The 14,870-nt window shown below is 59.2% G+C and carries 13 protein-coding genes; 7 read left to right on the top strand and 6 right to left on the bottom strand.

Going from position 1 to position 14,870, the window contains the following annotated elements; all coding sequences use genetic code 11:
• Positions 1–18: 18 nt before the first annotated feature.
• The 3 genes from ACQZ63_RS18215 to ACQZ63_RS18205 all read left to right on the top strand — a co-directional run bounded on the left by ACQZ63_RS18215 (position 19) and on the right by ACQZ63_RS18205 (position 4,952).
• Positions 19–3,837, top strand: coding sequence for a vitamin B12-dependent ribonucleotide reductase (locus ACQZ63_RS18215; RefSeq protein WP_113555764.1), 3,819 nt, complete (start codon positions 19–21; stop codon positions 3,835–3,837).
• A 106-nt stretch (positions 3,838–3,943) separates the two neighbouring features.
• The gene (locus tag ACQZ63_RS18210) at positions 3,944–4,573 is read left to right on the top strand and encodes a DUF4145 domain-containing protein (protein ID WP_196811689.1); all 630 of its coding nucleotides are present in this window, start codon (positions 3,944–3,946) and stop codon (positions 4,571–4,573) included.
• A 46-nt stretch (positions 4,574–4,619) separates the two neighbouring features.
• Positions 4,620–4,952, top strand: a complete 333-nt coding sequence (locus tag ACQZ63_RS18205) for a helix-turn-helix domain-containing protein (protein WP_162763612.1) — start codon at positions 4,620–4,622, stop codon at positions 4,950–4,952.
• A gap of 6 nt (positions 4,953–4,958) precedes the next feature.
• On the opposite strand, the gene ACQZ63_RS18200 is transcribed toward ACQZ63_RS18205, so the two are convergent.
• Entirely contained in the window at positions 4,959–6,284 is a 1,326-nt protein-coding gene (locus ACQZ63_RS18200; protein WP_013636297.1) for an Nramp family divalent metal transporter, read from the bottom strand.
• A gap of 398 nt (positions 6,285–6,682) precedes the next feature.
• Between ACQZ63_RS18200 and ACQZ63_RS18195 the strand changes: the two genes are divergently transcribed.
• Positions 6,683–6,907, top strand: a complete 225-nt coding sequence (locus tag ACQZ63_RS18195; RefSeq protein ID WP_013636298.1) for a hypothetical protein — start codon at positions 6,683–6,685, stop codon at positions 6,905–6,907.
• 22 nt (positions 6,908–6,929) lie between these two features.
• Here ACQZ63_RS18195 and ACQZ63_RS18190 read toward each other — a convergent pair whose 3' ends face one another.
• Positions 6,930–8,663, bottom strand: coding sequence for an ABC transporter ATP-binding protein (locus ACQZ63_RS18190; RefSeq protein ID WP_113555763.1), 1,734 nt, complete (start codon positions 8,661–8,663; stop codon positions 6,930–6,932).
• A gap of 229 nt (positions 8,664–8,892) precedes the next feature.
• Here ACQZ63_RS18190 and ACQZ63_RS18185 point away from each other — a divergent pair, with 229 nt between their 5' ends.
• Positions 8,893–10,131 carry an AI-2E family transporter gene (locus ACQZ63_RS18185; protein ID WP_019566141.1) on the top strand — a complete coding sequence of 413 codons (1,239 nt, stop codon included), beginning with the start codon at positions 8,893–8,895 and terminating at the stop codon, positions 10,129–10,131.
• Between the two features lie 154 nt (positions 10,132–10,285).
• Here ACQZ63_RS18185 and ACQZ63_RS18180 read toward each other — a convergent pair whose 3' ends face one another.
• The gene (locus tag ACQZ63_RS18180) at positions 10,286–10,741 is read right to left on the bottom strand and encodes a GNAT family N-acetyltransferase (RefSeq protein WP_025593662.1); all 456 of its coding nucleotides are present in this window, start codon (positions 10,739–10,741) and stop codon (positions 10,286–10,288) included.
• A gap of 107 nt (positions 10,742–10,848) precedes the next feature.
• On the opposite strand from ACQZ63_RS18180, the gene ACQZ63_RS18175 reads away from it, so the two are divergent.
• On the top strand, positions 10,849–11,283 hold the full coding sequence (locus tag ACQZ63_RS18175) for a hypothetical protein (protein WP_003515657.1): 435 nt from the start codon (positions 10,849–10,851) through the stop codon (positions 11,281–11,283).
• A gap of 3 nt (positions 11,284–11,286) precedes the next feature.
• On the opposite strand, the gene ACQZ63_RS18170 is transcribed toward ACQZ63_RS18175, so the two are convergent.
• The 3 genes from ACQZ63_RS18170 to ACQZ63_RS18160 all read right to left on the bottom strand — a co-directional run bounded on the left by ACQZ63_RS18170 (position 11,287) and on the right by ACQZ63_RS18160 (position 13,743).
• Positions 11,287–12,441: a DUF2336 domain-containing protein gene (locus ACQZ63_RS18170; RefSeq protein WP_113555762.1), complete on the bottom strand. Its 1,155-nt coding sequence runs from the start codon at positions 12,439–12,441 to the stop codon at positions 11,287–11,289.
• Positions 12,442–12,550: 109 nt separating this feature from the next.
• The gene (locus tag ACQZ63_RS18165) at positions 12,551–13,162 is read right to left on the bottom strand and encodes a flavin reductase family protein (RefSeq protein WP_025593667.1); all 612 of its coding nucleotides are present in this window, start codon (positions 13,160–13,162) and stop codon (positions 12,551–12,553) included.
• On the bottom strand, positions 13,162–13,743 hold the full coding sequence (locus tag ACQZ63_RS18160; RefSeq protein WP_019566136.1) for a nitroreductase family protein: 582 nt from the start codon (positions 13,741–13,743) through the stop codon (positions 13,162–13,164). Before ACQZ63_RS18160 ends, ACQZ63_RS18165 begins: the two co-directional genes overlap by 1 nt.
• A 110-nt stretch (positions 13,744–13,853) precedes the next feature.
• On the opposite strand from ACQZ63_RS18160, the gene ACQZ63_RS18155 reads away from it, so the two are divergent.
• Positions 13,854–14,834: a hypothetical protein gene (locus ACQZ63_RS18155; protein ID WP_003515664.1), complete on the top strand. Its 981-nt coding sequence runs from the start codon at positions 13,854–13,856 to the stop codon at positions 14,832–14,834.
• Positions 14,835–14,870 lie beyond the last annotated feature (36 nt).

Below are 14,870 nucleotides of genomic sequence, written 5' to 3'. Positions count from 1 at the left end.
GGACGAGGACACGAAACCATGCGCATCGAACGCCGCTTCACGAAGCCCGGCCAATCGTCTTATGCGGAAATCGAATTCCGCAAGGCCGTCAGTGAAATCAAGAACCCGGACGGTTCCATCGTGTTCCGTCTGGCGGATATCGACGTTCCCGCGCAGTTCAGCCAGGTCGCGACCGACGTTCTGGCGCAGAAATACTTCCGCAAGGCCGGCGTGCCGAGGGTGCTTAAGAAGGTTGAGGAAAACGATGTTCCTTCCTTCCTGTGGCGTTCGGTTGCCGATGAGAAGGCCATGAAGGACCTCCCCGAGGGTGAGCGTTATGGCTCCGAAACCGATGCGCGTCAGGTTTTCGACCGCCTTGCCGGCACCTGGACCTACTGGGGCTGGAAGGGCAAATATTTCTCCACCGAGGAAGACGCACTCGCCTTCCGCGACGAGCTTGCCTATATGCTGGCGACCCAGCGTGTAGCCCCCAACAGCCCGCAGTGGTTCAACACCGGCCTGCACTGGGCCTATGGCATCGACGGCCCGGGCCAGGGCCACTTCTACGTCGACCCCTTCACCGGGAAGCTGACCAAGTCCAAGTCCTCTTACGAACATCCGCAACCGCATGCCTGCTTCATCCAGTCTGTCGAAGACGATCTGGTCAACGAAGGCGGCATCATGGACCTGTGGGTGCGTGAAGCGCGCCTGTTCAAATACGGTTCCGGTACCGGCTCCAACTTCTCCTACCTGCGCGGCGAAGGCGAAAAGCTTTCCGGCGGCGGCAAGTCCTCCGGCCTGATGAGCTTCCTCAAGATCGGCGACCGGGCAGCCGGCGCAATCAAGTCCGGCGGCACCACCCGCCGTGCAGCCAAGATGGTCGTCGTTGATGCCGACCATCCCGATATTGAAGCCTATATCGACTGGAAGGTGAACGAGGAGCAGAAGGTTGCCGCTCTCGTCACCGGTTCCAAGATCGTTGCCAAGCACCTCAAGGCAATCATGAAGGCCTGCGTCAACTGCGAGGCAGATAACGGCGATTGCTTCGACCCGGCCAAGAACCCTGCCCTGAAGCGCGAAATCCGCGCTGCCAAGAAGGACATGGTGCCGGAAAACTACGTCAAGCGCGTCATCCAGTTCGCGCAGCAGGGTTACAAGGACATCCAGTTCAAGACCTACGACACGGATTGGGATTCCGAAGCCTACCTCACGGTTTCAGGCCAGAATTCCAACAACTCCGTATCGCTGAAGGATGACTTCCTGCGCGCTGTTGAAAACGACGGTGACTGGAACCTGACCGCCCGCAAGGACGGCAAGGTCATGAAGACGCTGAAGGCCCGCGACCTCTGGGAAAAGATCTCCCACGCCGCCTGGGCATCGGCAGACCCCGGCCTGCACTTCAACACCACCATGAACGACTGGCACACCTCGCCGGCCGAAGGCCCGATCCGTGCTTCCAACCCGTGCTCGGAATATATGTTCCTCGACGACACGGCCTGCAACCTTGCTTCGCTAAACCTGCTTCAGTTCAAGGATCAGGCAACGAAGCGCATCGACATCGCCGATTACGAACATGCGGTTCGCCTGTGGACCGTCGTTCTCGAAGTCTCGGTCATGATGGCGCAGTTCCCCTCGCGCCAGATTGCCGAACGCTCCTACGAATACCGCACGCTCGGCCTCGGTTACGCCAATATCGGCGGCCTGCTGATGTCCTCGGGCATTCCCTATGACAGCGACGAAGGCCGCGCTATCGCCGGTGCGCTGACCGCCATCATGACCGGCGTTTCCTATGCCACCTCGGCTGAAATGGCCGGCGAGCTTGGCCCCTTCCCGGGCTTTGCGCCGAACCGCGACAACATGCTGCGCGTCATCCGCAACCACCGCCGCGCCGCCCATGGCCTTTCCTACGGTTATGAAGGCCTGTCGGTGAACCCGGTTGCCCTCATCCATTCCGATTGCACGGATCAGGACCTTGTCGCCCACGCCACGGCTGCCTGGGACAAGGCGCTGGAGCTTGGCGAAAAGCACGGCTACCGCAACGCCCAGACCACCGTTATCGCGCCGACAGGTACGATCGGCCTCGTGATGGATTGCGACACGACCGGCATCGAGCCGGACTTCGCGCTGGTGAAATTCAAGAAGCTCGCCGGCGGCGGCTACTTCAAGATCATCAACCGCGCCGTGCCGGAATCCCTGCGTTCGCTCGGTTATTCGGAAAGCCAGATCGCCGAAATCGAAGCCTATGCCGTTGGCCACGGCAATCTCAACCAGGCACCTGCGATCAATCCCTCGACGCTGAAGGCCAAGGGCTTCACCGATGAGAAGATCGAAGCCGTCAACGGCGCGCTGAAAAGCGCCTTCGACATCAAGTTCGTCTTCAACCAGTGGACGCTGGGCGCCGATTTCCTCAAGGGCACGCTCAAGGTTTCCGACGAGCAGTTGTCCGACATGAGCTTCAACCTGCTGGAGCACCTCGGCTTCAGCAAAAAGGACATCGAAGCGGCCAACGTGCACGTCTGCGGTGCGATGACGCTGGAAGGTGCACCGTTCCTCAAGAACGAGCACTTGGCCGTATTCGATTGCGCCAACCCCTGCGGCAAGATCGGCAAGCGTTATCTCTCGGTCGAATCGCATATCCGCATGATGGCGGCAGCACAGCCGTTCATTTCGGGTGCGATCTCCAAGACGATCAACATGCCGAATGATGCAACCGTGGAAGATTGCGGCGCAGCCTACATGCTGTCCTGGAAGCTGGCGCTCAAGGCCAACGCCCTTTACCGCGATGGCTCCAAGCTTTCCCAGCCGCTCAACGCTTCGCTGGTGGAAGATGAGGACGACGAAGACTTCGTTGAAGAACTGATCCAGCAGCCGCTCGCCCAGCAGGCCGTGACGATCACCGAAAAGATCGTCGAGCGCGTCATCGAGCGGGTATCGCGCGAGCGTGAAAAGCTGCCGAACCGCCGTCAGGGTTACACCCAGAAGGCAACGGTCGGCGGTCACAAGGTCTATCTGCGCACCGGTGAATTCGGTGACGGCCGCATCGGCGAAATCTTCATCGACATGCACAAGGAAGGCGCTGCCTTCCGTGCGATGATGAACAACTTCGCCATCGCCATTTCGCTTGGCCTGCAATATGGCGTGCCGCTGGAAGAATATGTGGAGGCTTTCACCTTCACCAAGTTCGAGCCGGCCGGCATGGTGCAGGGCAACGACGCGATCAAGAACGCCACGTCGATCCTCGACTACGTGTTCCGCGAACTCGCCGTATCCTATCTCGGCCGCCACGACCTTGCTCATGTCGATACGTCTGACTTCTCCAATACCGCACTCGGCAAGGGCATCCAGGAAGGCAAGACCAATCTGCTCTCCACCGGCTGGACACGCGGTTACAAGCCGACGCTGGTTTCCAACAACGAAGGCGAACGTGCTGCTTCCGAACCCAAGGGCTCGGCAACGGCAGCGCCCGCCCGCGCCTCGGCCAACGTCACTTCCTTTGCAGGCTCAGCCGCCCGCAAGCTGGAACCGACAGTCGCGATCTCCACCTCGGAAATCGTCTCCTTCAAGCGCGATTATGAAGAACGCGCCAAGGAACTGGCGGAAGAGATTGCCGAAGAGGTAATCGACGACGTGGTTCAGGAAGCCAAGCAGACCGCCACCGCCCTCTTCTCCGACAAGGCCGCCGCCGACGCGGCATCGGCCAAAGCGGAAGCCAAGAAGAAGGAAAACGAACGCCGCATGCGCTCGATCGCGCAAGGCTATACCGGCAACATGTGCTCGGAATGCCAGAACTTCACGATGGTGCGCAATGGCACTTGTGAGAAGTGCGATACTTGTGGTGCGACGAGCGGTTGCTCTTAAGAAATACATGGATAAGTGGTGAATCCACTTTCCAGTCTTGGAAGGTGAAGTGAATATGTCCCGCAGTGATTAAGGTTCACTGCGGGACTTTTTATTGGAGGCATATATGCGCTGCCCACATTGCAATATTAATTTCCATGAAAATTGGGTTCCTGGCAGCTTTAGCCGCAACGGTTATGTTACAAACTGGTCCTACGAAACGGCTGTATGTCCAAGCTGCAAAAAATTGACTATTGTTATCGAAAGCCCATCCGGTAACGCACGGATGGTTGAACCAATGAGTCCCAACCGCGGCTCAATTTCGCAATTTGTTCCAGATGACATTACTCGAGATTACCTAGAAGCGTGCGATGTTCTTCCCATTAGCGCCAAAGCTTCAGCAGCTCTTTCCCGGAGATGCCTGCAAAACATTCTAAACAGCCTAGATTACAAGGCGACGGATTTAGCAAAACAGATCGACGCATTAATTAATGAGACGGATCCCAAAAAAGCGTTACCGATTGGATTACACGAAACGGTCGATGCTATCCGTAATTTTGGAAACTTCTCAGCTCATCCAATAGATGAAAAAACAACCTTGCAAGTGATTGATGTTGAGGCAGAAGAAGCCGAATGGTGCCTTGAAATATTAGAAGAGCTGTTCGAACACTTTTACGAACGTCCCGCAATCGCAGCTCAGAAAAAAGCCGCGTTGGACGCAAAATTGGCAGCAGCAGGAAAGCCACCATCGAAGTAGCAGTCAACACATTCGACGCGCGCAGAGCGCAAGGAATATGACGACAATGGCTGGTAAAACCGATCAAACCGACTGGGCGCGTCTTCACGCAATGACCGACGAAGAAGCGGAAACCAACGCGCTTGCTGACCCCGACAATCCACCGCTTTCCGCCGAACAGCTCGCCTCCGCCTCGAGAATGCCGCGCATCAAGATCACTCGCCGGGCGCTGAAACTGACGCAGGAAGAGTTTTCCGCCCGTTATCATATTCCGCTGGGCACCTTGCGTGATTGGGAACAGGGCCGCAGCGAGCCGGATCAACCTGCCCGCGCCTATCTGATAGTCATCGCCGTCGATCCCGGGGGAACGGCGGCCGCGCTCCGTAGAGGCGCGGCCTGACGCGCCTTACCCCACAAAATCAAACAGCAGCTTCACATTCAGCGCCGCAATTACCACCGCGATAAGCCATGCAAACGCCGAGAGCCATCGCGGGGCGCAAAGTTCGCCCATCTTGGCGCGGTCGGCGGTGAACATGACCAGCGGGAAGACGGCGAAGGAAAGTTGCAGGCTTAAGACCACCTGCGTCAGTATCAGCAGCTGAGACGTGCCGCTTTCGCCGAAGGCGATGGTGACGCCGGCGGCGGGGATGATGGCGATGCCTCGGGTGATGAGGCGGCGCAGCCACGGGGCAAGCCGCATCTTGAGGAAACCTTCCATCACGATCTGGCCCGCAAGCGTTGCCGTAACGGTGGAATTGATGCCACAGCACAAAAGCGCCACCCCGAACAGCGTCGGCGCAATCGCAAGGCCGAGCAGCGGCGCGAGCAGACTATGCGCTTCACCCAGTTCGGCAACATTCGTCTGACCCGTTTTGTTGAAGGTCGCCGCTGCGAGGATGAGGATCGCGGCATTGATGACGAGAGCAAACGTCAGGGCGATGGTTGAATCGAGTGTCGCGAATTTGAGCGCCTCGCGTTTTTCGGCCAGCGTCTCGCCGATGGCGCGCGTCTGCACGATCCCTGAATGCAGATAGAGATTATGCGGCATCACCGTCGCGCCCAGAATGCCAAGCGCCAGATAGAGCATCTCGGGGTTGGTGACGATCTCCGTCGTCGGCGCAAAACCACGAATCACCTGGCTCCAGTCGGGGTCTGCCAGCGCCAGCTGAATGGCGAAACACACCGCGATGACGCCGAGAAGCGTGATGACAAGCGCTTCCACCCAGCGGAAGCCAAGCCTTTGCAGATAAAGGATCAGGAACACGTCAAGCGCCGTGATGAGGACGCCCAGTTCGAGCGGAATGCCGAAAATCAGGTTGAGGCCGATAGCCGTCCCGATGACCTCGGCGATATCAGTCGCGATGATTGCGATTTCGGCCAGCAGCCAGAGCACCATCGCCACCGGTTTCGGATAGGCATCGCGACAGGCCTGCGCCAGATCGCGCCCGGAAGCAATCGCCAGACGGGCACAGAGCGCCTGTAGAACGACGGCCATGATGTTCGATATCAACGCCACCGTCAGCAGCGTGTAGCCAAACTTGGAACCGCCGGCGAGCGACGTTGCCCAGTTGCCGGGGTCCATGTAACCGACCGCGACGAGATATCCGGGTCCGAAGAACGCCATCGCCCGGCGAAACGTACCGGCATTCGGGCTTATCTTGATCGAGCTGTGAACGTCGGACAGCGAGAGATCGTCGCCATTCCGCCGCCATCCAAAGACAGGCTTGTCCATCTTGCGAACTTTCAAATGGAAATAGAATTAATGCAATTGCAAATCATTCGCATAAAAGGGTGTGGACTGGCAAGTGGAGTTTCGAAGCTGTGTGCCGGCGCGAGAGGCCGCAGTAACATTCGGCCTGAACGCAAGCACCGGCGCAACGCTTCATGGATTTAATGAAATGAGACCCCTCCTCGGTCATTCCAGCCTTAAGCCGGAAGCCAGCAAGCCAAAGTCTCTGGGCTGAAAAGACTCTTCTCCGTCGTGTAGTGACCAGCGAACAAGGGGGACCCACGGCCAATCCTACCGCGAAACCTCACGGGGTTGTCATCGCCTCTGCCCCGCCATTGCGGAACAGCCGCGTGCATGCCCGCGTTTGTCTGTCACGAAGCGACAATAGTCCGGGGAAGTTCATGCGAGACGGCAATAAATTCAGCGTGGCGAACCAGCCTTACCGGTGGCCGAAATATATCATGGCGCAGCGAAGGCCGCGCGACTGGCTGATGACCATCAGCGGCGTGGTGCTGCTGGTCATCGTCGCCGCCGCTGTCGCCATGGGTTATCTCGTCACCAGCCATCCCGGCAAGCCCGAGCCGAATACCGGCATCATCGAGGAAAACGCAGCGGAGAACGCCTGATATGCGGCGCAAGATGCGTCGCTTAACTCAGACCCTGAAGATGCCCGCTGAACTGCGCCTCATGCAGGCGGCTATAATGGCCCTTGGCGGCCAGAAGCTCGGCATGGGCGCCGGTCTCGGCAATACCCGTCTGGTCCACCACAACGATGCGTGACGCATCGCGGATCGTTGCCAGCCGGTGGGCGATGACGAGCGTTGTGCGGCCCTTGGCAAGCTCCGTCAGCGATTGCTGGATGGCCCGCTCGGTTTCGGTATCCAGCGCCGAGGTCGCCTCGTCGAGAATGAGGATAGGCGGGTTCTTGAGGAACATGCGGGCAATGGCAAGACGCTGTTTCTGACCACCGGAAAGTTTCACGCCACGCTCACCGATGACAGTGTCGAGCCCCATCGGCATCGCTTCGATGACGCCATCCAGCCGGGCACGCCGCGCCGCATCCATGATTTCGACATCGGAAGCGCCGAGCCGGCCATATTCGATATTCTCGCGGATCGTGCCGCCAAACAGGAACACATCCTGCTGCACGATTCCGATCTGGTTGCGCAGCGAGGCAAGCTTCATCTTGCGGATATCGATGCCGTCAATGGTGATCGAACCGCTGGTGACATCATAAAAGCGCGGCAGCAGCGAGCAAAGCGTCGTTTTGCCCGCCCCCGAAGGCCCGACGAAAGCCACCGTCTCGCCCGCATTGATCTTCAGGTCGATATTGTCGAGAACCTGCTTGCCCTCGGCATAACCGAAACCGACATGGCGATATTCAATGGCGCCGGAAAGCGCCGGTGCCTCGATCGCATCCGGTGCGTCGATGATATCCGGCGCCGTGTCCAGAAGCTCGGTAAAGCGGCGAAAACCGGCAATGCCCTTCGGATAGGTCTCGATGACCGAGTTGATCTTTTCCACCGGGCGGAAAAACACGCCGACCAGAAGCAGGAAGCCAACGAAGCCGCCTTCCGTCAGGCCGCCATGCAGCACGAACCAGGCGCCGCAGATCATCACGATCATCTGCGTCAGCCGCATGCTCATGTAGCTGAGCGAAGTGCTGGCAGCCATGATCTTGTAGGCATCCAGCTTCGTGCGGCGGTATTTCTGGTTGTCCTTCTCAAACAGCGCGCGTTCGTGGTCCTCATTGGCAAAGGCCTGCACCACCCGCATGCCACCGACATTTTCCTCGATACGGGCGTTGAAATCGCCTACCCGACCATAGAGCGCGCGAAAGTTCTGCGTCATACGGCCACCGTAACGGCTCGTCACCCAGGCGGTGACAGGCACGACGGCAGCGGTGACAAGCGCCAGCGGCACATTGACCGACAGCATCAGCAGGAATGCGCCGATGAAGGTCATGATGGCGATGAACAGATCCTCGGGGCCGTGATGGGCTACCTCGCCGATCTCTTCCAGATCCTTCGTCAGCCGGCCAACCAGATGACCGGTCTTCTGGTTGTCGAAATAGCGGAAGGAGAGCTTCTGCAGGTGGTCGAAAGCCAGCCGCCGCATGTCGGTCTCGATATTGATGCCGAGCATATGTCCCCAATAGGTGACTGTCGCCATCAGACCCGTATTCAGGACATAGATGACGAGCAACCCGACGGAGGCGGCAAGGATGATGCCCCACTCACCGCCCGGCAACAGCACGTCCACAAAGACCTTCACCGCCATCGGAAAGCCGAGTTCGAGCACGCCCGACAGAACCGCGCAGGAAAAATCGAGAATAAACAGACCGCGATAGGGACGGTAATAGGCGAAGAAACGGCGCAGCATGGCGTGACCTGAAGAGCGTGCGCGGCAAGCGGAGGCCGCAATAAAAACGGAGTTCAATTGTCATATTTCAATGCGCGCGCCAAGACCGATGTTCTATTTTTACCAAAATCGTTCAATAGGCTGAGCGATAAACACACAACGGTAATGTGATACGGCTATATTGCACTTATATGTATTGGTGTGACAGAGTGAATGCACCCTTCGGGGAGAATGCGAGAAAGAGCCTGCCGTGAGTAATATTGACAGCCGTAAGCCCAGTGGCGAACCGAGATGGCTTGGTCCTGCAAGCCCGACGCGGATCGCCCTGATCCCGCCAATATCGGCTGCGCGCTGGCTGCTAGTTCTCGTCGCCCTTGCGGGCATCTACTTCTTCCACGGCTTTCTCGTTCCGGTTCTGGCGGCCCTTGTCATCGGCTTCGCCAGCTGGCCGGTCTACACGCGGCTTCTGCGGCAGGTGGGCGGCAACACCACGCTCGGCGCCTCCATCGCCATCATCCTCATCCTCACCTTCCTCGTGGTGCCGATTTTCATCGCCGCTTCCTATACGGCCAGCGAAATCCGCGAATGGTTCGGCTGGGCGGTGCATGTCAACAAGGTGGGCGCACCCGTGCCAGACTGGATCGCGGCGCTGCCCGGCGTAGGCTCCTGGCTCGGCGAGCAGTGGGTGAAATATATCGGCACACCGGGTGCGATCGGCGAAGTGATCCAGCTCGTCAGCGGTGCCAATATCGGCAATATCTACCGGGCGATCCTCGCCGCGGGCAACGGCGCGTTCCACCTCGTGCTGACCCTGCTGTTCATGTTGATCGCGCTGTTCTTTGTCTATCGCAACGGTGCCGGCTTCTCCCATCAGGTCGATCTTGTGGGGGAACGCATCCTGCCGACGCGGTGGGAGCGCATTTCCCGCGTCGTGCCAGCCACCATCAGCTCCACCGTCACGGGCATGACATTGATCGCCATCGGCGAAGGCATAATCCTCGGCATCGCCTACTGGATTGCCGGCGTCCCCTCGCCCGTCACACTCGGCGTGCTCACCGGTGTCATGGCGCTCATCCCGGGCGGCGCGCCGCTTTCTTTCACTCTCGTATCGATCTATCTGGTCGCCAGCGGCTCTCCCGCTTATGGCCTGGGGCTATTCATCTGGGGTTCGGTAGAGCTTTTCATCGTCGACAAGACCATCCGTCCGAAACTCGTCGGCGGCCCGATCAAGCTGCCTTTCCTGCCGACCTTTTTCGGCCTCGTCGGCGGCGTCAAGACCATGGGCTTCCTCGGCCTCTTCATCGGCCCGGTGCTGATGGCGCTGCTGGTGGCAATCTGGCGGGAATGGGTGCGTGAAGTAGAAATCTCCGCTGGCGCCACCGTCGACGTTCCGCCGACCCCTACAGCTGAAAATGACCCGCTCGACGACATCGTTGCGCGTGAAGAGGATAGCAACGAAGCGACGGCGTTCCGAAAAGCAGCGTCTTAAACCTCGTCTTCGTCATGCTCGGGCCTGTCCCTGGCATCTGCAACCCAACGATGTTACCAGACGTCGGCAGATCCCCGGCACGAGGCCGAGGATGACATCGCCAAGGGCGGCATCGAGTGTTCTGCAAAGCGCGCCGATAGCGCCCGCCTCGCCTTTAAAGCGTCTTCTCCATGAACAGGCTGAGCGGGTCCGGCTTATAGGGCGCAAACGCCTCAATCTCGACAAACCCCGCCTTGCGGTAAAGACCGATCGCCTCCGGCTGGCTGATGCCGGTTTCAAGCCGGATGGCGGTAAGCCCAAGCTCGGCGCCGCGCGCAATGAGCGTATCCATGATCAGCTTGCCGATCCGCAATCCCCTCGCCTCTGGATCGACGAACATGCGCTTAACCTCCGCCGTACCGTCACCCGCCTCCACCAGCGCGCCGCAGCCAACGACACGGCCATCATGCCGCGCCACGAAAAAGGAGACATTGTCCTTTTCCAGCTGGCCGATATCGACCAGATGATTGCTTTCGGCGGGATAAAGCGACGCCATATAGACGTTAGACAGATCGATAAGGCGCAGAACCGCTTCCTGCCGGGGTGTTTCAAGCTTGATTTCGGGGGCCAATGCGATGCCTGCTTTCTCTCAAAAAAATGCGTATTTCGTCGTAATGTCACTGCAATCGGGATAGATGAGTTTCTAGAGCATAGTTCCCGACAGAGGCAACACACACCATGAAAACAGCCCTCGTTCTCATGACTTTCCTAGGCTGTGACGACACCGCCACCGATTGCCATTACCTCGCCACCTCGCAGCAGCGCTGGACGAGCATCGAACTATGCGACGCCGTGTCGGAGAAAGAGCTGGAACGTTTCGCAAATGCGTCCTATCCGGTCGTGGTGGCCGTGTGTCAGACACCGGGCGAGCAGACGCCCCAGACTGCGGGCAACGCGCCCGCAACGCAGCCTCCCGCCGCCACGGCCCCGGCCGGAACAGAGGAGCCACCGGCACAGGTCACGCAAAAGGAAGAAGAGAGCCTGACAAAACAGGCGATCAGCCGCGTCAGCCGCATCCTGCCCTCCACCGAAGGCGTGAAGCACCTGCTTGGAACGCCGGTCAGAATGGTGGAAAACAGCTATTCGTGGATTGCCAAGCGGTTCGAGAAGTAAGCCTCAGGCCGCCTCGACCGTCAGCGCTTCCGCATAGTGCCGCGCTTTCTGCCGTTCCTCGGCAATGGTCAGTTTACGCACGGCGTGCAAGAGTTCGAAAAGCGTTTCGGAACCATCGACGTTGCGGAAATGCGCAAGCAGTTCGGCCGATACAGAGGCTGCGGCCTGCGACAGATGCGATCGGGCGGCGCGGCGCCACATCAGCGTCGCCTCAATGAAGACATCAACGACATCGCCCAAAAGACCGACGGACTGGAACAGCGCCTTCAGCGCGTGCGGCCGTCCGGTCGCCAGAATGGCGCGCACCTTGCGGTCGTCGAGACCTGAGAGATTGACCATCGCCGCCGTGAAAAACTCCAGCCTGCCCGAACAGACGGCATGGATGAGAAGCGCCGGTGTCAGTTCCAGCCTTTGCCGCAGATGCTCCACCAGCGCCGGCAACTCCGGCGACGAAACATTGGCGGCGATGAGGATGGTGGCGGAATCTTCCGCTTCGCGGAAAATACTGTCGGCGCGGTTGCGCGCCATCAGGGCATGAACCAGCGCCGAACCTGCCAGGGCCTCGCTGACGCGCGCCATCAGAAGATGGCGGGTATCGGCGGGCAGCACCTCTCGGCACAGCAGCAGGTCGCGAATGTCGGCGTTGCAGCCATGCCGCTCGGCAATGCGGCGCAGCGAAAACGGTGTGATGAAGGCGTCGTCGTTCTCTAGAAGGATCATCGTTTCCGGCAGATCACCGACTTCGGCAAGTGCTGCGCAGACACCGCGCGGCAGGCCCCGCCTAGCCGCAATGAAGGCGCGTGTCAGGCTTTCGCCGCGCCCGGCGAGATCGACCAGATCGGCCTCGCCGAGAACCGGCGAGCGGGCAATCACGGTGCAGGCAATCTCCGGCTGGTCTTCGGCAAGCGAAACGAGAATGGCGCGCGGCGCATCGGGATCATCCGCCAGCGCCTCGGCAAGTGCCAGCCGCACGCGCGGAGAAGGGTCGTCAAGAAGATAGGTCATCGCCATATAGGCGGCGTCACGGTTCTCCCGCGCCATGTCTGAATGCAGATAGGCACGGCCGAGCGCATTGGCGGCCTTCGCCCGCTCGGTCGATCCAGCCTTTTCAGACCAGCGAAGAAATGCCTGTACGATCACCTGAGCCTCGAAACACATTCGCAACAATGGACGACGGCATCATTGCCGCCGCCATGTATAAAACTCTAGGCGCAAATAGTTTACGTTTGGTTCACCATAAAATTTAACAGTTGCCGGCGAAGAAGTTCTACGGCGCAGTAGACGGACGCTTTAACTGAAACACGTCGCTGCCGCCGTCGCAGTAGTCCATGTAACCCATTCGGGCCACCGGACGTGCCAGTCCCATATCGATGCGACCATCACGAATGATCGCATCGTCGATGTGAATCGCCATGACCTGCCCTATCACCATCCACGAGTCCGCCGGCGTGCCGTCGATGTCCTTCAGCTGGATGATCTCGGTCACGCGGCATTCCAGAACGGCCAGCGCCTCCCCCACGAAAGGCGCATCCACCACCCGCCCGTCAACGGCAGTCAGACCGGCAAGCCGGAACTCGTCGACATCATAGTTCACCGGCGCGGAAGACGCGTTCATCCGGTCGACGAGGTGGCGGCTGACGAGGTTGGCGGTGAAGACACCGGTCTCCTCGACATTGCGAAGGCTGTCCTTGCGCCCGCTGGAGGAAAACATCACCAGCTTCGGCCGGTCCGAAATCGCGTTGAAAAACGAATAGGGCGACAGGTTGAAAGAGCCGTCCCGGCCTTTAGAACCAATCCAGCCGATCGGCCGGGGCGCGACGATAGCCTTGAACGGATCATGCGGCAGGCCGTGCTGGTTGGTGTCGGTGGTATAGAACATCAGACGTCCCCAACCCAGGTTACCACATCCGCAAGCTCCGGCCGCGGCCGCTCCACAAGCGGGAATGTCGTTGAGCCGATGTGAATATATCCGGCGACCTTCTCGTCTGCGGCAATCCCCAGTTCCGACAGGAAGGCCGGGTCGAAGGCAAGCCATTCAGTCAGCCAGTTCGCCGCAAAACCATTGGCGTTGGCGGCGAAGATGAGATTGAGGCACACCGCACCGGCGGACATGATTTGTTCCCATTCCGGAATCTTGAAATGCGGCTTGGCGGTGCTGATGACGGCGATGACGACGGGAGCGCGCGTGAAGCGGGTGCGCTCCGCGTCCTGCTGCTGCAGGTCCAGTTCCGGGTTCTTCTCAAGCGCGATCCGGAGCGCTTCTTCTCCGAGACGCACGCGGTCTTCGCCGCGATAAACGATGAAGCGCCATGGCGCCAGTTTGCCATGGTCAGGCACGCGCACGGCAAGGCGCAGGATTTCCTCGATTTCCGCTTTCGATGGACCCGGCTCAGCAAGTTGCAGGGCGGGGGTGGAGCGGCGAACCTTGAGATAGTCGAGGAGCTTGATGTCACTTGTCATGATCAAAATTCTTCCATTGTGCTGTCATCGCGAAATTATGGGCCTTGAAATAGCCACGGCATTGGTTTTGAAGTGATGCGGGAAAATCAAGAAGTCAATCGGTATCGAAAATGTCGGCAATCAAAATCGCGGCACGTCTGGCCATTGCGTTCGCCGCGATCGGCGTTTTATCACAGGCAGCCTTTTCGCAAGACGCTTTCAAGGACTTCAAGCAGCTTGGCGGCACGCCTAAAATGCCGAAACTCAATGCTTTCACCGCTCCTACCGCCCCGAATGCCCCCGCAAGCACCGCCCGTGATATCGACATGGAAGCGAAACTGACGAGTGAAGGCGAAGCGGTGAAGGAAGGCCTTTCCTGGCGCGTCTTCAGCCCCATTCCGGGCGCTGACGGCAAATTGCCGATGCTGGCAAGCTCCGAGGGTGGTTCGGCGCAGTTCCATCTGGTACCCGGCGAATATTTCGTCAACGTTGCCTTCGGGCGCGCAGGTGTTACCAAGAAACTCAATGTTCCGAGCTCCGGTAATGTCCAGAAACAGGTGCTGATTCTCGACGCTGGCGGTTTCGTTCTGAATGCGATCGCGGGTTCCGACAAACAGATCTCCGCTAACCAGCTCAAATTTTCCGTCTATTCCTCCGACGCCCGACCGGATGGCGAGCGCGGCCTTGTCATGGCCGACATCAAGCCCAACACCGTCGTTCGCCTCAATGCCGGCACCTATCATGTCGTTTCCGAATACGGCAACGTCAATGCGGTGGTGCGCGCCGATATTCAGGTCGAGGCAGGCAAGCTGACCGAAGCGACCCTGCAGCATCAGGCGGCACAGATCACGCTCAAGCTCGTCTCTGAACAGGGCGGCGAAGCCATTGCCGATACGGCCTGGTCGGTGCTGAACGGCGGCGGCGACGTTGTGAACGAAAGCGTCAGCGCGTTTTCGACCATGGTTCTGGCGGAAGGCGAATATACCGCCATGGCCCGCAACAAGGACAAGGTCTACCAGCGCAACTTCAAGGTCACGTCCGGCCGGGACGCCGATGTGGAAGTGCTGATGAAGGATCAGGCGCCGGAAGACATGACCGGCGATTTCGAATAGGCCTCAATACCCTCAGCCAGTAACGAAAACGGCCCC

This window comes from Agrobacterium sp. CG160-95 (assembly GCF_053521725.1).
Note: the sequence above shows the minus strand (reverse complement) of the source record. Positions and strands in the feature narration are given on the sequence as shown.

Coding starts and splice junctions, on each gene's coding strand:
- ACQZ63_RS18215 (WP_113555764.1), top strand. CDS start 19: ATGCGCATCGAACGCCGCTTCACGAAGCCCGGCCAATCGTCTTATGCG.
- ACQZ63_RS18210 (WP_196811689.1), top strand. CDS start 3,944: ATGCGCTGCCCACATTGCAATATTAATTTCCATGAAAATTGGGTTCCT.
- ACQZ63_RS18205 (WP_162763612.1), top strand. CDS start 4,620: ATGGCTGGTAAAACCGATCAAACCGACTGGGCGCGTCTTCACGCAATG.
- ACQZ63_RS18200 (WP_013636297.1), bottom strand. CDS start 6,284: ATGGACAAGCCTGTCTTTGGATGGCGGCGGAATGGCGACGATCTCTCG.
- ACQZ63_RS18195 (WP_013636298.1), top strand. CDS start 6,683: ATGCGAGACGGCAATAAATTCAGCGTGGCGAACCAGCCTTACCGGTGG.
- ACQZ63_RS18190 (WP_113555763.1), bottom strand. CDS start 8,663: ATGCTGCGCCGTTTCTTCGCCTATTACCGTCCCTATCGCGGTCTGTTT.
- ACQZ63_RS18175 (WP_003515657.1), top strand. CDS start 10,849: ATGAAAACAGCCCTCGTTCTCATGACTTTCCTAGGCTGTGACGACACC.
- ACQZ63_RS18170 (WP_113555762.1), bottom strand. CDS start 12,441: ATGTGTTTCGAGGCTCAGGTGATCGTACAGGCATTTCTTCGCTGGTCT.
- ACQZ63_RS18165 (WP_025593667.1), bottom strand. CDS start 13,162: ATGTTCTATACCACCGACACCAACCAGCACGGCCTGCCGCATGATCCG.
- ACQZ63_RS18160 (WP_019566136.1), bottom strand. CDS start 13,743: ATGACAAGTGACATCAAGCTCCTCGACTATCTCAAGGTTCGCCGCTCC.
- ACQZ63_RS18155 (WP_003515664.1), top strand. CDS start 13,854: ATGTCGGCAATCAAAATCGCGGCACGTCTGGCCATTGCGTTCGCCGCG.